General features: G+C 71.7%; 17 protein-coding genes. 12 read left to right on the top strand and 5 right to left on the bottom strand.

Features of this window, described 5'->3' with window-relative positions; translation table 11 throughout:
• The first annotated feature begins 19 nt into the window (after nt 1–19).
• The 8 genes from deoC (at nt 20) to FHR33_RS23740 (ending at nt 7,113) form a co-directional block, all read left to right on the top strand.
• Nucleotides 20–961: a deoxyribose-phosphate aldolase gene (gene deoC / locus FHR33_RS23775; RefSeq protein ID WP_183651692.1), complete on the top strand. Its 942-nt coding sequence runs from the start codon at nt 20–22 to the stop codon at nt 959–961.
• Nucleotides 962–966: 5 nt separating this feature from the next.
• Nucleotides 967–2,382 (top strand): aldehyde dehydrogenase family protein, encoded by a 1,416-nt coding sequence (locus tag FHR33_RS23770; RefSeq protein ID WP_183651689.1) that lies wholly within the window; start codon nt 967–969, stop codon nt 2,380–2,382.
• Nucleotides 2,372–2,548, top strand: a complete 177-nt coding sequence (locus FHR33_RS23765; protein WP_183660644.1) for a hypothetical protein — start codon at nt 2,372–2,374, stop codon at nt 2,546–2,548. Before FHR33_RS23770 ends, FHR33_RS23765 begins: the two co-directional genes overlap by 11 nt.
• The gene (locus FHR33_RS23760) at nt 2,545–3,390 is read left to right on the top strand and encodes an aldehyde dehydrogenase family protein (protein ID WP_183651688.1); all 846 of its coding nucleotides are present in this window, start codon (nt 2,545–2,547) and stop codon (nt 3,388–3,390) included. Before FHR33_RS23765 ends, FHR33_RS23760 begins: the two co-directional genes overlap by 4 nt.
• 115 nt (nt 3,391–3,505) lie before the next feature.
• Complete coding sequence (locus FHR33_RS23755) at nt 3,506–4,357, top strand: SPFH domain-containing protein (RefSeq protein ID WP_183651686.1); 852 nt, start codon at nt 3,506–3,508, stop codon at nt 4,355–4,357.
• Nucleotides 4,350–4,505 carry a type II toxin-antitoxin system antitoxin gene (locus FHR33_RS23750; RefSeq protein WP_183651684.1) on the top strand — a complete coding sequence of 52 codons (156 nt, stop codon included), beginning with the start codon at nt 4,350–4,352 and terminating at the stop codon, nt 4,503–4,505. Before FHR33_RS23755 ends, FHR33_RS23750 begins: the two co-directional genes overlap by 8 nt.
• A 55-nt stretch (nt 4,506–4,560) precedes the next feature.
• Nucleotides 4,561–5,640, top strand: coding sequence for an amidase family protein (locus FHR33_RS23745; protein ID WP_183651682.1), 1,080 nt, complete (start codon nt 4,561–4,563; stop codon nt 5,638–5,640).
• Between the two features lie 84 nt (nt 5,641–5,724).
• Nucleotides 5,725–7,113: an MFS transporter gene (locus FHR33_RS23740; RefSeq protein WP_183651680.1), complete on the top strand. Its 1,389-nt coding sequence runs from the start codon at nt 5,725–5,727 to the stop codon at nt 7,111–7,113.
• Nucleotides 7,114–7,222: 109 nt separating this feature from the next.
• Here FHR33_RS23740 and FHR33_RS23735 read toward each other — a convergent pair whose 3' ends face one another.
• From FHR33_RS23735 to FHR33_RS23725, 3 genes are read right to left on the bottom strand one after another with little or no spacing between them, the layout of a single operon-like run.
• Nucleotides 7,223–8,077, bottom strand: a complete 855-nt coding sequence (locus tag FHR33_RS23735) for a helix-turn-helix domain-containing protein (RefSeq protein ID WP_183651677.1) — start codon at nt 8,075–8,077, stop codon at nt 7,223–7,225.
• 9 nt (nt 8,078–8,086) lie between these two features.
• Nucleotides 8,087–10,609 carry an ATP-dependent RNA helicase gene (locus FHR33_RS23730; RefSeq protein WP_183651674.1) on the bottom strand — a complete coding sequence of 841 codons (2,523 nt, stop codon included), beginning with the start codon at nt 10,607–10,609 and terminating at the stop codon, nt 8,087–8,089.
• Entirely contained in the window at nt 10,609–10,917 is a 309-nt protein-coding gene (locus tag FHR33_RS23725; protein ID WP_183651672.1) for an ArsR/SmtB family transcription factor, read from the bottom strand. Before FHR33_RS23725 ends, FHR33_RS23730 begins: the two co-directional genes overlap by 1 nt.
• Nucleotides 10,918–10,982: 65 nt before the next feature.
• Between FHR33_RS23725 and FHR33_RS23720 the strand changes: the two genes are divergently transcribed.
• Nucleotides 10,983–12,128, top strand: a complete 1,146-nt coding sequence (locus tag FHR33_RS23720; RefSeq protein ID WP_183651669.1) for an MFS transporter — start codon at nt 10,983–10,985, stop codon at nt 12,126–12,128.
• A gap of 22 nt (nt 12,129–12,150) precedes the next feature.
• Nucleotides 12,151–12,507, top strand: a complete 357-nt coding sequence (locus tag FHR33_RS23715; protein ID WP_183651665.1) for a hypothetical protein — start codon at nt 12,151–12,153, stop codon at nt 12,505–12,507.
• Here FHR33_RS23715 and FHR33_RS23710 read toward each other — a convergent pair.
• A complete protein-coding gene (locus FHR33_RS23710; protein ID WP_312895691.1) occupies nt 12,470–13,294 on the bottom strand; it encodes an undecaprenyl-diphosphate phosphatase in 825 nt (274 codons plus the stop codon). The genes FHR33_RS23715 and FHR33_RS23710 overlap by 38 nt on opposite strands.
• A 37-nt stretch (nt 13,295–13,331) precedes the next feature.
• Nucleotides 13,332–14,216, bottom strand: a complete 885-nt coding sequence (locus FHR33_RS23705; protein WP_221241215.1) for a MurR/RpiR family transcriptional regulator — start codon at nt 14,214–14,216, stop codon at nt 13,332–13,334.
• Nucleotides 14,217–14,231: 15 nt separating this feature from the next.
• Here FHR33_RS23705 and FHR33_RS23700 point away from each other — a divergent pair, with 15 nt between their 5' ends.
• Both FHR33_RS23700 and FHR33_RS23695 read left to right on the top strand, forming a co-directional pair.
• Complete coding sequence (locus tag FHR33_RS23700) at nt 14,232–15,455, top strand: C45 family autoproteolytic acyltransferase/hydrolase (RefSeq protein ID WP_312896012.1); 1,224 nt, start codon at nt 14,232–14,234, stop codon at nt 15,453–15,455.
• Nucleotides 15,452–17,014, top strand: coding sequence for an ABC transporter substrate-binding protein (locus FHR33_RS23695; RefSeq protein ID WP_221241214.1), 1,563 nt, complete (start codon nt 15,452–15,454; stop codon nt 17,012–17,014). Before FHR33_RS23700 ends, FHR33_RS23695 begins: the two co-directional genes overlap by 4 nt.
• Nucleotides 17,015–17,056 lie beyond the last annotated feature (42 nt).

Genomic DNA, 17,056 nt, shown 5'->3' with positions numbered 1-17,056 from the left:
CCCGGTCGGCGATGCTGTGATGGTGTCAACTGTGACTACCTCGCTCGCGGACGTGGCCTCTTCGGACGCCACGCTGCGGGCCTTCCTGCACGGCCTTCCAGGTGTCGACCGGGTGGGCGCGGACCAGCGGGCGGCGATGCTCGGCACCCGCTCCATCAAGACGACCGCCAAGGCTCAGGCCATCGACCTGGCCATCTCGATGGTCGACCTCACCACCCTGGAGGGCGCCGACACGACCGGCAAGGTCCGGGCGATGTGCGCCAAGGCGATGCACACCGCTGAGGGCGCGCCCCGGGTGGCCGCCGTCTGCGTCTACCCCGACCTCGTCGCCGTCGCCGTCTCCGCGCTGAAGGGCTCGGGGGTGAAGGTCGCCTCGGTGGCGACCGCCTTCCCCAGCGGCCGTTCCTCCCTCGAGGTCAAGGTGAGCGACACCGCGCTGGCCGTGGCGGCCGGCGCCGACGAGATCGACATGGTGATCGACAGGGGCGCCTTCCTGTCGGGCGACTACCAGAAGGTCTTCGAGGAGATCGTCGCGGTGAAGGCCGCCTGCGGCGAGGCGCACCTGAAGGTGATCCTCGAGACGGGCGAGCTGGCGACCTACGACAACGTACGGCGGGCGTCGTGGCTGGCGATGATCGCCGGCGCCGACTTCATCAAGACCTCCACCGGCAAGGTGTCGCCCGCCGCGACGCTTCCCGTCACCCTGATCATGCTCGAGGCCGTGCGCGACTTCCGTGACGTCACGGGGCGCCAGGTCGGCGTGAAGCCCGCGGGCGGGATCCGCACCACCAAGGACGCCATCAAGAACCTGGTGCTGGTCAACGAGACCGTCGGCGACGACTGGCTGAGCCCCGACTGGTTCAGGCTCGGCGCCTCCTCCCTGCTGAACGACCTGCTCATGCAGCGCCAGAAGCTCGCCACAGGCCGGTACGCCGGTCCCGACTACTTCACCCTGGACTGATCGAGATGTTCGAGTACGCACCTGCGCCCGAGTCGCGCGATGTCGTGGACATCAAGCCGTCCTACGGGCTGTTCATCAACGGCGAGTTCGTCCCCGGCTCCTCCTCCTTCAAGACCGTCAACCCCGCCAACGAGGAGGTCCTGGCCGAGGTGGCCGTCGCCTCCTCCGACGACGTGGACCGCGCGGTCCAGGCCGCGCGCAAGGCCTTCGGGGTCTGGTCGTCGATGCCGGGGGCCGAGCGGGCCAAGTACCTCTTCCGCATCGCCCGCATCATCCAGGAGCGCGCCCGCGAGCTGGCCGTCCTGGAATCGCTCGACAACGGCAAGCCCATCCGCGAGTCGCGGGACGTGGACGTGCCGCTGGTCGCCGCGCACTTCTTCTACTACGCCGGATGGGCCGACAAGCTGGCCTACGCCGGGTTCGGCGACCGGCCGCTCGGCGTGGCGGGCCAGGTCATCCCGTGGAACTTCCCGCTGCTCATGCTCGCGTGGAAGATCGCTCCGGCGCTGGCCTGCGGCAACACGGTCGTGCTCAAGCCGGCCGAGACCACGCCGCTGACCGCCCTGCTGTTCGCCGAGATCTGCCAGCAGGCCGACCTGCCGCCCGGCGTGGTCAACATCGTGACGGGCGCGGGCGAGACGGGCGCCGCGGTCGTCGCGCACCCCGACGTCAACAAGGTGGCCTTCACCGGCTCCACCGAGGTCGGCAGGATCATCGCGAGGACCGTCGCGGGCACGTCCAAGAAGCTCACGCTGGAGCTGGGCGGCAAGGCGGCCAACATCGTCTTCGAGGACGCCGCCATCGACCAGGCGGTCGAGGGCATCGTCAACGGCATCTTCTTCAACCAGGGGCACGTGTGCTGCGCGGGCTCGCGCCTGCTGGTGCAGGAGTCCGTGCAGGACCAGCTGCTCGACTCCCTGCGCAGGCGTCTCAGCACGTTGAGGCTCGGCGACCCGCTGGACAAGAACACCGACATCGGCGCGATCAACTCCGCCGACCAACTGGCGAGGATCAGGCAGCTGTCGGACCTCGGTGAGCAGGAGGGCGCCTCGCGCTGGTCTCCCGCCTGCGAGCTGCCCGAGAAGGGCTTCTGGTTCCCGCCGACGATCTTCACCGGCGTGGCGCAGTCGCACAGCATCGCGCGCGAGGAGATCTTCGGTCCCGTGCTGTCGGTGCTGACCTTCCGCACGCCTGCCGAGGCCGTGGAGAAGGCCAACAACACTCCGTACGGCCTGTCCGCGGGCGTCTGGACCGAGAAGGGCTCGCGCATCCTCTGGATGGCCGACCGGCTGCGCGCCGGGGTCGTCTGGGCGAACACCTTCAACAGGTTCGACCCCACGTCCCCCTTCGGCGGCTACAAGGAGTCCGGTTACGGCCGGGAAGGCGGGCTCGCGGGGCTGGAGGCCTACCTTGACGTGTGATCATCGCCTGACCAGGAGGCGGACCAGGCGCGCCCAGGCCACCCGTGGCCACGCCTACGCCCGTACCGGGCGCCCGACCAGGACCGGCTGGTTCGCCCACCGCTGCGGGGTGAGCCGCTGCGGCCAGATCTTCGTTACCGTACGGCCGGCGGAGGAGAAGCGATGAGCAGGCTCAGCGTGCGCAAGACCTACAAGCTGTTCATCGGAGGGGCGTTCCCGCGCTCCGAGAGCGGGAGGTCGTACGTCGTGACGTCCCCGAAGGGCGACTTCCTGGCCAACGCCTCGAGGGCGTCGCGCAAGGACGCGCGTGACGCCGTGACGGCGGCGCGCAAGGCGTTCCCCGGATGGTCGGGGGCCACGCCGTACAACAGGGGGCAGATCCTCTACCGGATCGCCGAGATGCTGGAGGGGCGCCGAGGCCAGTTCGCCGAGGAGCTGCCTCTAGGCAAGAAGGCGGGGCTCGAGCAGGTCGACGCGGCCATCGACAGGCTGGTCTGGTACGCGGGCTGGTCCGACAAGATCGCTTCGGTCCGCGGATCGGCCAACCCCGTGGCGGGGCCGTACTTCAACCTGTCCACGCCCGAGCCCTCGGGCGTGGTGGCCGTGATCGCACCTTCGGATCCGCTGCTCGGGCTGGTCTCGGCCGTGGCTCCCGTCATCGTCACGGGCAACACCGCGGTCGTGGTGGCCTCGGAGAGCTCGCCGCTCGCCGCCATCACGCTGGCCGAGGTGCTGGCCACCTCCGACCTGCCGGGCGGGGTGGTCAACATCCTGACGGGGCACCAGGCCGAGCTGGCGCCGTGGCTGGCCGCGCACATGGACGTCAACGGGCTCGACCTCACCGGGGTCGCCGATCCCGACCTGGCGCTGAGGTGCGAGCAGGAGGCGGCCGAGAACCTCAAGCGGGTCATCCGCCCGAGCTCGCCCGACTGGTCGGCCGATCCCGGCATCGGCAGGATGACGGCGTTCATGGAGACCAAGACCGTCTGGCATCCCGCCGGGGTCTGATCGACACATCGAAGGGGATCGGCGGCGTCTCTGGCGCCGCCGGTCCCCTTCGGCGTTCTCTCCGCCGGTTTCATGGGCTATCGTAGTGATATCACTTCAATAGCAAGGGGACACGATGGAGAAAAGGGCCTTCCGGCTGAACGGGTTCCTCGTCCTCGCCGTGCTGATCGTGCTGGGCGTGGCCGCCGGCCTCGTGGGCGTCAACGCGGGCGAGATCGCGCTGATGGGCCTGGGCCTGGCCTGGGTGGTGCTCGCCGTGGTGATCCTGACGGGCTTCACGGTGATCAACCCGAACGAGGCCAAGGTCGTGCAGTTCCTCGGCCGCTACGTCGGCTCGGTGGCCGAGGCGGGTTTCCAGTGGGTGCTGCCCTTCACCAGCAAGCGCAAGATCACGCTGAGGGTGCGCAACTTCGAGACCACCAAGCTCAAGGTCAACGACGCCGACGGCAACCCGGTGGAGATCGCCGCGGTGGTCGTCTACAAGGTCGTGGAGACCGCGCGCGCCACGTTCTCGGTCGACGACTACGAGGAGTACGTCGCGATCCAGTCGGAGGCCGCCGTGCGGCACCTGGCCACCACCCACCCCTACGACTCGCACGAGCCGGCCCGCACCAGCCTGCGTGACGGCGCCGAGGTCGCCACCGAGCTGACGACCGAGCTGCGCGACCGCACGGAGCTGGCGGGGGTCGAGGTGCTGGAGGCCCGCATCACGCATCTGGCCTACGCCCCCGAGATCGCTCAGGCTATGCTCGTGCGCCAGCAGGCCGCCCAGGTCGTCGCGGCTCGCACGAAGATCGTGGAGGGCGCTGTCGGCATGGTGCAGCTCGCGTTGGACAGGCTCGCCGCCGAGGGGGTCGTCGACCTCGACGAGGAGCGCAAGGCGCAGATGGTCTCCAATCTCCTGGTCGTGCTCTGCGGTGACCGGGCGACCCAGCCGGTGGTGAACGCCGGCAGCCTGTATGCCTGAGAAGAAGAAGCTCCTGCTCCGCCTCGACCCCGCGGTCTACGAGGCGATCGCGAAGTGGGCCGCCGACGACCTCAGAAGCGTCAACGCGCAGATCGAGTACGCGCTGCGCGCCGCGCTCAAACAGGCGGGCAGGGAGCCCAGATCCTGATCGGGCCTGGCCCCGGCCTCTGGTGAACGCCTCCCCGTGGGGCCAGAATCGGTTCATGGTGTGGGCAGGCAGGTCCGCGATCGAGATCGCGCAGGCCGTACGCCAGGGGGAGGCCACGGCCGCCGCGATCGCCGACGACCTTCTCCGCGCGGTCGGCGCGGGCGGCGAGCGCCTGGCCGACGAGGCGCGTGCCCTACAGAAGAGGGCCGATCTCGATGAGCTGCCGCTGGCGGGGGTGCCCGTGGCCGTCTCGTCGGCCGGGGAGCGGCCCGCGCACGCGAGGTTGCGGGCGGCGGGCGCGCTGCTCGTCGAGACGGGGCGGCCCTGCGCGGAGGACGTGGCGGCGGGGCTGGTGCCGCTCGCGCTCGGGAGCGACGAGCTCGGCTCGCTGCGCACCCTGGCCGCCTGTCACGGGGTGCTCGCGCTCAAGCCGGGAAGGGGAGTGATCCCCGAGGCCACCGGCGAGTGGCGGGAGTGGGCTCCCCTCGCCCGCACGGCCGAGGACCTGGCGCTGGTGCTGTCGGTGCTCGCGGGCGAGCCCGAGCTGGCCTCGGCCTGGCGCGATCCCGGCCCCGCAGGGCAGTGGGGCCTTCCCGACTTCGAGGACGACGACTGGCTGCTCAGGCCGCCCCGTGGCGTCCCGCCCAGGCGCTCGGGGCTGCGCGTCGCCGCCGCTCCCCAGCCGCTGCCTCGAGGGCTCGGGGTGCGAGCCGGCTTCAGGGCGGCGGTCGTGGCGGCAGCTGAACGCCTGCGGGAGGCGGGGCACACGGTCGTCGACCATCCCGCCAGGCTGCCCTCCTTCCTCGTCCTCGCCACGATCGCCGGCGGGGGCTCCCCTGGCCGCGCGCGAGAAAGGGACGGCAGGCCGGGACGCCGTCGTCGCGAGCGCTGGCGCGACTACGGCGCCGACCAGTGGTTCGGCGACGCCGACGTGCTGATCGTGCCCGCGCTCGCCGCCCTTCCCCTGCCCGAGGGCAGGACCCGCCTGCGCGACATCGCCGTCGCGGCTCCGTGGAACCTGTCGGGCTGGCCCGCGCTCTCCCTGCCCTTCGGCGCCCGTCCTGGGGGCGTGCAACTCGTCGCTCCTCCGGGCTCCGAGCCGCACCTGCTGCTGCTCGCCGCCCAGCTCGCCTGACCCCCGGACGGCAGCCTGCACCTGACAGGTGTACCTCCAGCAGGGCGCTGGTCGGCCGATCGCGTCCGCACCACGCTGGCCGGCATGACGGACGACACCTCACTGGGCGCCCGCGGCCGGCTGGTCCTCACCACGCTGTGCGGCGCCACCTTCATGACAGGACTCGACTACTCGATCATCACCGTGGCGCTGCCCGCGATCGGCAGGGACCTCGGCTTCGCCACCGCTTCGGGGCTGCAGTGGGTGGTGACGGCCTGCCTGCTGCCCACGGCGGCGTTGATGCCGCTGTTCGGCAGGGCCTCCGACGTCGTGGGACGGCGAAGGCTGTTCATGGCAGGGGTGGTCGCCTTCATGGCCTTCTCCCTGGTGGCGGCGCTCGCCGAGCTCCCCGGCGTGCTGGTCGCCGCGAGGGCGGGGCAGGGCGTGGCCGCGGCCATGATCGGCCCGACCTCGCTCGCGCTGATGACCTCCGCCTTTCCCGAGGGGCCGAGGAGGGCCAGGGCCATGGGGGTGAACGGCGCGCTGCTCTCGCTCGGCTTCGTGATCGGCACGATCGGCGGCGGCCTCATCACCTCCGGACTGAACTGGCGATGGACGATGCTGATCCTCATGGCCATCGGCGCCCTCGTGCTGCTCGGCGCGGTGAGCGTCGTGCGGGAGAGCGAGAGCAGGAGCCTCGCCAGGCTCGACGTGCCCGGCGCCCTCCTGGCGAGCGCAGGGCTGTTCGCGCTCGTCTACGGCATCTCGGCGGGCTCGTGGCTCTCCGTGGGAGCCTCTGTCGTGCTCCTCGGCCTGTTCCTGGTGGCCGAGGGCAGGCATGTCGCCCCGCTCGTGCCGCTCGGGCTGCTGCGCCGTACGACGGTGAAGTGGGGGATGGCGCTCGGCCTCGTCACGTTCGGGATGTGCGGAGGGGCGACGTTGCTGCTCAGCATCCACATGCAGGACGTCCTGGGGTATTCGGCGCTGCAGACGGGGCTGGGCTTCCTCGGGGAGGGCGTCGCGGCGTTGGCGGCGGGGGCCGTCGCGGCCCGGCTGATGTCCACGATCGGCACCGTGCGGGTGCTCACCGCGGGGCTGGCCGTCCAGGCCGTGGGAACGGCCGCGATGGCGTTCCTGCCGGTCAGCGGTGGCGTCGGAGTGTTGCTCGCGACGTCGGCCGCGATGGGGTTCGGGCACGTGCTCGCCGTGGTGGCCACCATCACGACGATCACCTCGGGGCTCTCCGACGACGATCAGGGGGTGGCGGGGAGCCTGGCGCAGATGCCCACGTTCGTGGGGGCGATCGGCGTGGCGGGGCTGACCGCCGTCGCCGCCGCCCGCTCGGCCGCGCTCGCGCCCGAAGCCCCGGCGTCACTGGCGACGCTCGGCGGACTGCACGCGGCCTTCCTGGTGGCGGGGGCGGTCGCGCTGCTGGGCGCTCTCGTGGCTCCGCTGGTGCTCGCCCGCCCCGCCGACCGGCCCGTGACGGCCTGAGCGGATCGAGCCTGAGCGGGTCAGCCGTGAGCGGGTCGGGCGGTCCCAGGATCGGGCGGCCTCAGGGGCGGGCGGTCCCAGGATCGGGCGGCCTCAGCGTCGGGCGGTCTCAGGGGCGGGCGGCTGAGCGGGTCAGCTCGGCGGCGAGGGCGCGGAGGCGGGTGGCGGAGGGAGAGCCGGGGGCGGGCTGGAAGAGCGTGACGCCCTGGCCCTCGTCGTCGGGCGTGCGGAGGAACTCGGCGGTGAGCGACAGGACGCCGTGCTCGGGATGCAGGTGGTCGCGCGCGATGGAGGCGCAGTTGCTGACAGGGTGCTCGGTCCACAGGCGCGCGAAGTCGGGGCTGAGCTCGAGCAGCTCGTCGACCAGGGCGGTCAGGCCCTCGTCGCCGGGGAAGCGGCCGAGTGAGCCGTGCAGGTAGGCGACGTCGTCGCGCGCCTTCCGCGTCCAGTCGGCGTAGAGGCCGCGGGTGAACTCCTGGTCGAGGAAGTCCATGCGGACGAAGTTCGGCAGCTCGGGGCCCTCGAACTCCCGGTGCGGCGCGAAGAGGGCGTGGGCGAGGCGGTTCCAGGCCAGGACGTCGCCCCTGCGGCCCACCGCCCATGCCGGCACCTCGGTCATGGACTCCACCATCAGCCTGATCCCCTGGCGCAGCCGCTCGGGCGCGGCCCTCCTGGGACCCGAGGCCGCCGCGCGGGCCAGGCGGTGCAGGTGGGCCAGCTCGTCGTCGTCGAGGCCGAGCACGCGGGCGATGGCGTCGAGCACCTCGGCCGACACGTTGGGGCTCTGGCCCTGCTCCAGACGGGTGTAGTAGCCGACGCTGACACCGGCGAGCGGGGCCAGCTCCTCGCGGCGCAGGCCGGGGACCCTGCGGTGCCTGACGCCTTCAGGCAGGCCCAGCGCTTCGGGGGTCACCCTCGCGCGGCGCGAACGCAGGAACTCGCCGAGGGCGGAGCTTGGATACATGCCTCCTTTCTAGCCCTGGCGGGGTTTGGCCCGGCGGGTCGGGGTCGCGGTGAGCGGGTCCTCAGGCCACGGGTGCCTGGGATAGCGGCCCCTCAGCTCGGCGCGGACCGAGCGGTAGCCCTCGCGCCAGAACGAGGCCAGGTCCGCGGTCACGGCCGCGGGACGGCCCGCGGGCGAGAGCAGGTGGATCAGCAGAGGGACGCCCGCGATGCGCGGGGCCTCCTGCCAGCCGAACAGCTCCTGCAGCTTGACGGCCAGCACCGGCTGCTCGCCCGAGTAGTCGAGGCGGATCCGCGAGCCGCTCGGCACCTCCAGATGCGAGGGCGCGTCGTCCTCCAGCCGCCGGCTCCACGGGACGAGGCGCTTGAGGGCCGCCACCACGTCGAGCCGTTCGAGGTCGGCGCGGCGGCGGGCCCTGGACAGCTCCGGCTCGAGCCACCGGTCGGCCAGGCCGATCAGGTCGTCCATGGAGGGCCAGGGCTCGCCGATGGCGCGGTGGCAGAAGGCCATCCTGTCCCTGAGCGCGACGGCCTCGCGGGTCCAGGTGAGGATCTCCTCGGTGCGCAGCCCTTCCAGCAGGGCCGCGCGGACGTCGGCGTTCCTCAGCGGGGTCGCCGACAGCTCGATGGCGCCCAGGCGCTCGATCACGCGGGCGGAGACGTCGCCGCGCCGCTCGCCCGGCGGCACGCGCCAGGCGACCTCTTCGCGTACGGTCACCGGCACGGCCAGCCTGGCGGTCGGCTCGTCGATGACGACGGCCTGCCTGATCCTGGCGGAGGCGGCGCCGGTGGGACGGTCGGCGACGGCGATGGCCAGCCATTCGGCGGTGGCGAGCCTGGAGCCCTCAGGGAGCTGGGCCTGGGTGCCCGAGGCCATGAGGTAGCCGCCGCCCCTCCTGCGGGCCACGCGTTCGGGGAAGGCCATCGCGACGGCCAGCCCGGCGGCGGCGTCGTCAGGCCCCTTGACGGGCTCCTTGGTCAGGCGTCTGACCTCGCGGAGCCAGCGAGGGTCGTTGTCGCGCCTGGCTCTGCGCCAGATCTCGACGAGGTCGTCGCCCGCGTCGCGGGACAGCTGCTCGGACAGGAGCGCGACGACCTCGGCGGCGCGGGGGCCGCCGTCGATGAGGGCTCTGGCCAGGCGGGGATGCACCCCGGCGAGCGCCATCCGCCGCCCCCTCCCGGTCACCCGCACCGCTGTCACGTCGTCGCCCGCGGGCCCGCCTCCCGCGGCCCCGAAGGCCTCCTCGGCGGGAGAGCCCGCGTTTCCTGCCGGAGAGGCTGCCCTCTCGGAAGGCGCCTCGGGTGCCGGGGCGGCGGGGACAGGGGTGGCGGGGACAGGGGTGGCGGGGACAGGGGTGGCGGAGACGGGGGTGAGGGCGCCGAGGGTGAGCAGTGTGCGAGTGGCGGCGGACATCGCGGCGCGCGGGGGCGGGTCGAGGAGCGCGAGGCCGGTGGCGCCTGGCGCGCCCCAGCAGGCCGCCTGCAGCGCGAACCCCGTCAGGTCGGCCAGCGCGATCTCGGGGGGCGCGTGCGGCGCGAGGCGGGCGTGGGCGGCGGCCGTCCAGCACCGGTAGACGGTGCCGGGGCCTTCGCGTCCTGCCCGTCCCGCCCGCTGGTCGGCGGAGGCCCGCGAGACGTGCACGGTGGTCAGCGAGCCGAGCCCTCTGGCGTGGTCGGTCCTCGGCTCCCTCGCCAGCCCCGAGTCCACCACCACGCGGACGCCGGGCACGGTGAGGCTCGACTCGGCGACGGAGGTGGCGAGCACGACCCTGCGCGTGGAGGAGGGCCTGAGCACGGCGTCCTGGACGCGGGCGGGGGCCTGGCCGTGCACCTGGAGGACGTTGAGGTCCTGCAGCATCCCCGCGACCCTGGTGATCTCGCCGACTCCCGGCAGGAAGCACAGCACGTCGCCCTCGTGGGCGGCCAGCGCCCGCCGTACGACGTCGGCGACGTGGGCCAGCAGCGCGGGATCGACGCGCAGGCCGTGCGGCGGCGCGACAGGACGGGCGGGCGGCGCCCAGACGATCTCGACGGGGTGGGTGACGCCGGAGGCGGAGACCACGGGGGCGTCGCCGAGCAGCCGCGACCACGGCGCGGTGTCGGCGGTCGCGGAGGCGGCCACCAGGCGCAGATCGGGCCTGAGCGTCTCGCGGACGTCCAGCAGGAACGCCAGCGCGGTGTCGGCGTCGAGGTGCCGCTCGTGGCACTCGTCGATCATCACCACGTCGACGCCGGGAAGCTCCTGATCGCGCTGGAGGCGCTGCAGGAGCACGCCCGTCGTGACGACCTCCACGCCCTTCCTGGCCCCCGTGCGGCGCTCGCCCCTGATGGTGTAGCCGACGTCCATCCGGTGCGCGGCGGCCCGTACGGCCAGCCGCCTGGGCTCGGCGACCACGACGCGCAGCCCCGCATCGGCCAGCGCGAGCGGGACCACGGTCGTCTTGCCGGTGCCGGGCGGAGCGGTCAGGACGGCGCAGCCGCCCTTGTCCAGCACGTCGATCAGGTCCGGCAGGGCCGCGTGGATGGGCAGCATCAGAGCGTGGCGCCGAGGATCGAGTCGAGCAGGCCGGGGAAGCGGGCGTCGAGGTCGTCCCTGCGCAGCGTCATGAACTTCTGCCTGCCCTCCTGACGGCTCGAGACGACCCCCGACTCGCGCAGCACCCGGTAGTGGTGGGACATCGTCGACTTGTGCAGTCCGATCTCGTCGCCGACCCCTCTGCACGTGAGCTCCCGCTCCACCGCCAGGCGGGTGACGACCTCGAGGCGCGCCGGATCCGAGAGCGCGTGCAGCACCTCGGTGAGCTGGATGTCCTCGGTCGCCGGTTGTGGGAACACGCGCATCTCTCCAGCCTGCCTCTCGATTTGAAAGTTTGACAACAGTCCAACAATAGGCGAGTTTGGTCCTCATGACCCCCAAGCTCTACGCCCTGGCCCTTGGGAACTTCGCCGTGGGCACCGGCATGTTCGTCACGGCGGGGCTGGTCCTGCCGATCGCGGGCGACCTGGGCATCTCGCCGTCGGCCGCCGGCCAGCTCATGACCGTCTTCGCCCTGGCCTACGCCCTGCTCTCACCCGTACTGGCGGCGTTGACCGCGAAGCTGTCCAAGCGGCGGCTGCTGCTCATCGGCCTCGGCGTGCTCGCCGCCGGAAACGCGCTGACGGCGCTCTCGCCCACCTTCGGCCTCATGCTGGGCACCAGGGTGATCGCCGCGGCGGGCGCGGCGATGGTCACCCCTGTGGCCTCCGCCGTCGCCACCGCCCTGGTCGGCCCCGAACGGCGGGGCCGCGCGCTCGCGCTGGTGATGGGCGGGCTGACCGTGGCCTCGGCGATCGGCGTCCCGCTCGGCACCTGGATGGGCGACGTGGCGGGATGGCGCTCGGCGCTGTGGCTGGTGGTCGGCCTGGCCGCCGTCGGGTTCGCCGCCGTCGCCCTGGTGGTTCCCGACGTGCGCCTGCCCGCCTCCACCAGGATCAGGGATCGCTTCACGCCGCTGGCCGACCGCGGTGTGCTGGCCGTCCTGCTGACGCAGCTGCTGATCTTCGCAGGGGGCTTCAGCGCCTACACCTACCTCGGCTCGCTGATCGATCTGCCGCTGGCCGCGGTGCTGTGGGCGTGGGGGGTCGGCGGCGTGGTCGGCAACGCGGTCGGCGGACGCCTCACCGACGCCTACGGTCCCCGCCGCATGGTCTTCCTCGGGATCGCGGGGGCGACCGTGCTGATGGCCCTGCTCCCTGTGGCCAACCTCAACCTCGGCGTCGCCCTCGTGTGGGCCTTCGTCTGGGGTGCGCTCGGCTGGTTGATCGGTCCCTCGCAGCAGTACAGGACGGTCGCCGCGGTGCCTGGCAACGTCCCGGTCGGGCTCGGGCTGCTGGCCTCGAGCCAGTATCTGGGACTGTTCGTGGCGGGCATCGCCGGAGGGCTCGCCCTCGAGTGGTACGGCAGGACGGGCGTGATCGTGCTGGCCAGCGCCCTCGGCGTGGTGACGCTGCTGTTCACGATGGCCACCTACCCGGCCGTCACGCGTAGACCAAAGACGGATGTCGCCGTGTGAGGCTCCTGCCCAGAATGAGAGCGTGACCGATCCACGTGAGGAGCCCGCCCCGTTCGGCGCAGTGGTGCTGCTGACGACGCTGTCGGCGGTGGCGGTGATGGCGCTCGACCACTTCCTGCCCCAGCAGCTGAACGCGAAGATCCTGCTGTTCGGGCCGATCGCCCTGGTGGCGTTCGAGGTCGTCGTGCACGAGGTGTGGTGGCGGCGCTGGTGGGGCGCGATCCCCGGCGCCGTCGTCGGCCTGGTCGTGTACTTCGAGGGGCGGCAGATGGTGGGGGAGCCGGTGGCCTACGTGGCCGCCTGGGCCCTGTTCGCGGTGATCTTCTGCCTGGCGAGCAGGGTCACGCTGGGATCCAGCCCAACGACACCGCGGCGATGACGAAGACGCCCAGCAGGATGCGGTAGATGACGAAGCCGGTGAACCTGTGCGTGCTGATGTACTTCAGGAACCAGGCCACCGCCGCGTAGCCCACCACGAACGAGATGACCGTGGCCAGGATGGTCGGGCCCCAGTCGGGGGTGCCGTGGCCGCCGATCTCGAACAGCTCCAGCGCACCCGACGCGAGCACCGCGGGGATGGCCAGCAGGAAGGAGTACTTCGCGGCCTCCTCGCGGCGGTAGTCGAGCAGCAGCCCCGCGGTGATCGTGCCGCCGGAGCGGGAGACGCCGGGGATGAGCGCGAGCGACTGCGCCAGGCCGAAGAGCAGGGCGTGGGTGAAGGACAGGTGCTTGTCGAGCGTCAGCTTGGTGCGGGCGGTGCGGTCGGCGATCCACAGGATGACGCCGAAGACGATCAGCGTGGTGCCGATCAGGCGCAGGTCGCGGAAGACGGTCTCGATCTGGTCCTTGAACGTGAGCCCGAGGATGGCGATGGGCAGCGTGCCGACGATCACGTACCAGCCCATGCGCGCGGGGAAGGCGCCGCGCAGCGAGGGCGTCCACAGGGAGCGGGTCCAGGTGGAGATGATCTCCCAGAGCTCCTTGCGGAAGTAGATGAGGACCGCGGCCTCGGTGCCGAGCTGGATGACGGCCGTGAACGCGGCTCCAGGGTCGTCCCACCCGAAGAAGGCCGAGACGACCCTGATGTGCGCGCTCGACGAGATCGGCAGGAACTCCGTGAGCCCTTGGAGCAACCCGAGGACCACCGCTTCGAACCAGCCGATCACGAGACGCACCTTCCGTTGAAAAGACGACGAGGTGAGGCTACTGGACCTTACGGGGGCCCAGGAGCTGCTCTCGCAGAGCGGTCAACTGGTGCGAATACTCCACCGATCGGTTCTCGTCGAGGGAGTCGATGGCCAGGAGCAGGGCGTCGGCCACGATCATGCCGGTCAGCGGCTCGGCGGTGATGCCGGTGGGGGTGTGGGGCGCCGAAAGGACCGCCTCGACGCTGCCGGAGAAAGCCGCGCCCAGCTCGTCGGAGACCAGCACGACGCCCGCGCCGACCGCGCGGGCCCTGTCGATCAGCACCTCGATCTCGCGCAGCCGCCGCCCCGGCTGGAAGATGACCACGGCGTCGCCGTGCCCGAGCCAGAGCAGCTCGTCGGCCAGCGCGAAGCCGGTCGCCGAGCTGGGCCGGGCGCGGTGGCCGCGGCGGCCGAGCTTGAGCGCCAGGTGGCGGGCGGCGGGCTCGGAGGCCCCTGCGCCGTAGACGAGCACCGAGCCCGCGGCCGCCACGACGGAGACCGCGCGGGTGAAGGCCTCCTGGTCGAACAGGCGCTTGCAGTGCTCGATGCGCTCGAAGGCCTCGTCGAAGACCCTCGCCCAGATGTCGGACAGGTCGTGGCCGACGTGGCTGATGCGCTGCTGCAGCCGTATGTCGGGGGCGACGGCCGAGCTGAACTCGGCCGCCAGCGCCCGCTTGAGACCGGGCAGGCCGCCGAAGCCGAGCCGCTGCATGGTCCTGATCACGGTGGCGTTGCTGGTGCCCGTGGCGGCGCCGAGCTCGGCGGCGCTGGCGAAGAGGATCTGCTCGGGCGCCGCGGAGATCAGGTAGTGGCAGACCGCGCGCTCGGCGGGGGACAGCTCCTCCCACACCTGCCGGACCACCGCTCTGAGCTGCTCGATCGGACTCTGTGAATTTTCCATTACGGCTATTGACTCCTGCGTAACCCTCATTACCCTGGCTTCAGAAACCCGCGTTACAGAGTTCTGCGGTCTCTGGAACGCACATTACATGGCCTGCCAGGTCCAAGGAGCACCATTGAGCCTCACCTCTCTGCCCCTCGTCGAGATCTCGGGCGCACCGCGAGAACGCGGCCGCCAGTACGGCGAGCAGACGCGCGAGCTGATCGAGAGGGCGCTGGCCTACTACGCGGAGGCGTTCGCCCATTCCAGCGGCCTCACCTGGGAGCAGGTCACGCAGCGAGCGGGGCGCTGGGTCGCGCCGTCCAGGGCCTTCGCCCCCGAGCTGGTGGAGGAGATGGAGGGCATCGCCGAGGGCGCGGGGCCCTCTCCTTCCTCGACATCCTGGCGCTCAACGCGCGCGGCGAGATCATCTACGACAGCACGTTCGGCTCGATGGAGCCCGACGGCTGCACCTCCTTCGCCCTGCTGCCCGAGGCGTCGGGCGACGGCCACGTCTACGCGGGCCAGAACTGGGACTGGCGCTACGGCGTCGCCGACACCGTCATGGTCCTGCGCGTGGTCCAGCCGGGCAGGCCGACGGTCATCATGCACGTCGAGGCGGGGCAGGTCGGGCGGCAGGGGGCCAACTCGGCGGGCATCGCGCTCAACGCCAACGGGCTCGGCGGCAGGTTCGACGACTCCGTGGGGGTGCCGCAGACGCTCGTCAGGCGGCGCGTGCTCGACAGCGACAACCTCAACGCCGCGCTCGAGGCTCTGACGAGGTCGCGCGCCCACATCGCCAGCAACGCGCTGGTCACCCACCGCGACGGCTTCGCCATCGACCTGGAGACGACGCCCGGCGCGGTGGGCTGGATGTACCCGGCCGAGGGGCTGCTCGTCCACGGCAACCACTACCAGGCGTTCATGCCGCCGCAACTGGCCGCCACCTACAGGCCGGGCTCGGCCGACTCCCTCTACCGGGTGCCTCGCGCGGAGGCGGGGCTGCGGGCCGTACGGCACGCCTCGGGTCGCGACGAGGCGCGCAAGCTCATCCACACCGCGATGTCCGACCACCTCGGCCACCCCGAGTCGCTGTGCACCCACCCCGACGAGGGCCAGCCCGCCGTGAAGCGGTGGGCCACCCTGCTGTCGAGCTGCGTCGACCTCACCACGGGCGACTACCTGATCGCTGCGGGCACGCCCTGCGACCACGAGTACGAGCGCGTCCCATGGAACCTCTACGACGGAGACACCCTGTGAAGAAGATTCTCGCCCTCGTGGGCCTGATCGGCGTCACCGCCGCCTGTGGCGCACCCGCGGCCACGACGAAGGCGCCCGACGTGGCCAAGCTGACCCTGGTCGACCAGACCCCCAAGGCCAAGGGCGCGCTGGAGAAGGCCACATGGCTGCTGGGTGAGGAGCCTGGCACCCTCGACCTCGACAGCGACGGCGGCACGCCCAACCGCACGATCATGGCCAACGTCTGCGAGCGCCTCATGCAGACCCAGCCCGACATGACGATCAAGCCATGGCTGGCGGAGAAGGCCGAGCAGCCCGACCCCAAGACCCTCGTGTTCACGGTCAGGAAGGGCGTCACCTTCCACGACGGCAGCCCGCTGACGGCCGACGACGTCGTGTGGAGCCTCCAGCGGCACGCCGGTGAGGGGATGAACGAGTCCGACGAGTTCGAGGACGTCGACGCCGTCACCAAGGTCGGCGACGACCAGGTCAAGGTCACCTTCAAGAAGGCCAACGCGCTGTTCATCCAGGCGATGGCCGGCGACGCGGGCATCGTGCTCAACAAGAAGGTCGTCGACGGGCTCGGCAAGGACTACGGCACGCCCGGCCACCCCGACGCCTGCTCGGGGCCCTACAGGCTCGCCGAGTGGAAGTCGGGCACCGAGATCACGATCGACCGCTTCGACGGCTACTGGAACAAGGACGTCAAGCCGCTGACCAAGGCCGTCACCTTCAGGTGGGCCGACGACGGCGCCATGGTCAACAGCCTCACCACGGGAGCGGCCGACGGCGCCTACCTGGCGGAGACGGGCCCCGCCGTCGCGCTGGCGAAGAACCCGGCGGTCAACGTCGCCTACGGGCCGACGACCAGGGTGTTCGTGTTGCTGCCCACCGATCGGGGCGTCCTCAAGGACGCGAAGATCCGCAGGGCGCTCTCGCTGGCCGTCGACAGGTCGGGCATCGCCAAGTCGGGCTTCGCCGGGCTGGCCAGGCCGTGGAAGGTGCCCGTCGGCGCGGGCGCATGGTCCTACGAGAAGCAGAGCTTCCAGAGCGCCTACGACCAGCTCCAGGGCGCGCCCGCCGCGCCCGACCTCGAGGCGGCAAAGAAGCTCGTGCAGGAGGCGGGCGCACCGCAGACCCCGATCGTCGTCGCCTCCGACGGCGACCAGGCCCGTTCGGTGATCGCCAACGCGGTCGTCGACGCGGCCACGAAGATCGGGCTCAAGGCGGAGATCAAGACGATTCCCGGCTCCGAGTTCGGCACCTTCTACACCGACAAGGACAAGCGGGCACAGGTCGACCTGGTGCCCGACGACTGGTACATCACCAAGAACGACCCCATCGGCTTCTACGACAACGGCCTGAGCGGCTCGTCGAACAACTGGGTCGGCTTCAGCTCGCCCGAGTACGACGCGCTGGTGGCCAAGGCGCTGGAGACGACCGACGCGGCGGCCCGCGCCAGGCAGGTGATCGAGCTGCAGCAGCGCTTCACCTCCGACATGGTGTGGATCTCGCTGGTCGAGGTGCCCTCCACGGTCGTGCTCGGCGGCAAGGTGACGGGGCCCCGCCCGCCTCCATGACGTACTTCGGCTACCCGTGGGCCGTCGACCTGGGGGCGAAGG

The organism is Nonomuraea dietziae (genome assembly GCF_014195505.1).
Lineage (GTDB): Bacteria > Actinomycetota > Actinomycetes > Streptosporangiales > Streptosporangiaceae > Nonomuraea > Nonomuraea roseola.
This window is presented reverse-complemented; position numbering and strand designations above follow the sequence as displayed.

Bases quoted from the DNA above. Each gene is read 5' to 3' on its own strand.
- FHR33_RS23705 (WP_221241215.1), bottom strand. From the start codon at position 14,216: ATGGAAAATTCACAGAGTCCGATCGAGCAGCTCAGAGCGGTGGTCCGG.
- FHR33_RS23725 (WP_183651672.1), bottom strand. From the start codon at position 10,917: ATGCGCGTGTTCCCACAACCGGCGACCGAGGACATCCAGCTCACCGAG.
- deoC (WP_183651692.1), top strand. From the start codon at position 20: ATGGTGTCAACTGTGACTACCTCGCTCGCGGACGTGGCCTCTTCGGAC.
- FHR33_RS23760 (WP_183651688.1), top strand. From the start codon at position 2,545: ATGAGCAGGCTCAGCGTGCGCAAGACCTACAAGCTGTTCATCGGAGGG.
- FHR33_RS23755 (WP_183651686.1), top strand. From the start codon at position 3,506: ATGGAGAAAAGGGCCTTCCGGCTGAACGGGTTCCTCGTCCTCGCCGTG.
- FHR33_RS23750 (WP_183651684.1), top strand. From the start codon at position 4,350: ATGCCTGAGAAGAAGAAGCTCCTGCTCCGCCTCGACCCCGCGGTCTAC.
- FHR33_RS23740 (WP_183651680.1), top strand. From the start codon at position 5,725: ATGACGGACGACACCTCACTGGGCGCCCGCGGCCGGCTGGTCCTCACC.
- FHR33_RS23735 (WP_183651677.1), bottom strand. From the start codon at position 8,077: ATGTATCCAAGCTCCGCCCTCGGCGAGTTCCTGCGTTCGCGCCGCGCG.
- FHR33_RS23730 (WP_183651674.1), bottom strand. From the start codon at position 10,609: ATGCTGCCCATCCACGCGGCCCTGCCGGACCTGATCGACGTGCTGGAC.
- FHR33_RS23720 (WP_183651669.1), top strand. From the start codon at position 10,983: ATGACCCCCAAGCTCTACGCCCTGGCCCTTGGGAACTTCGCCGTGGGC.
- FHR33_RS23745 (WP_183651682.1), top strand. From the start codon at position 4,561: ATGGTGTGGGCAGGCAGGTCCGCGATCGAGATCGCGCAGGCCGTACGC.
- FHR33_RS23770 (WP_183651689.1), top strand. From the start codon at position 967: ATGTTCGAGTACGCACCTGCGCCCGAGTCGCGCGATGTCGTGGACATC.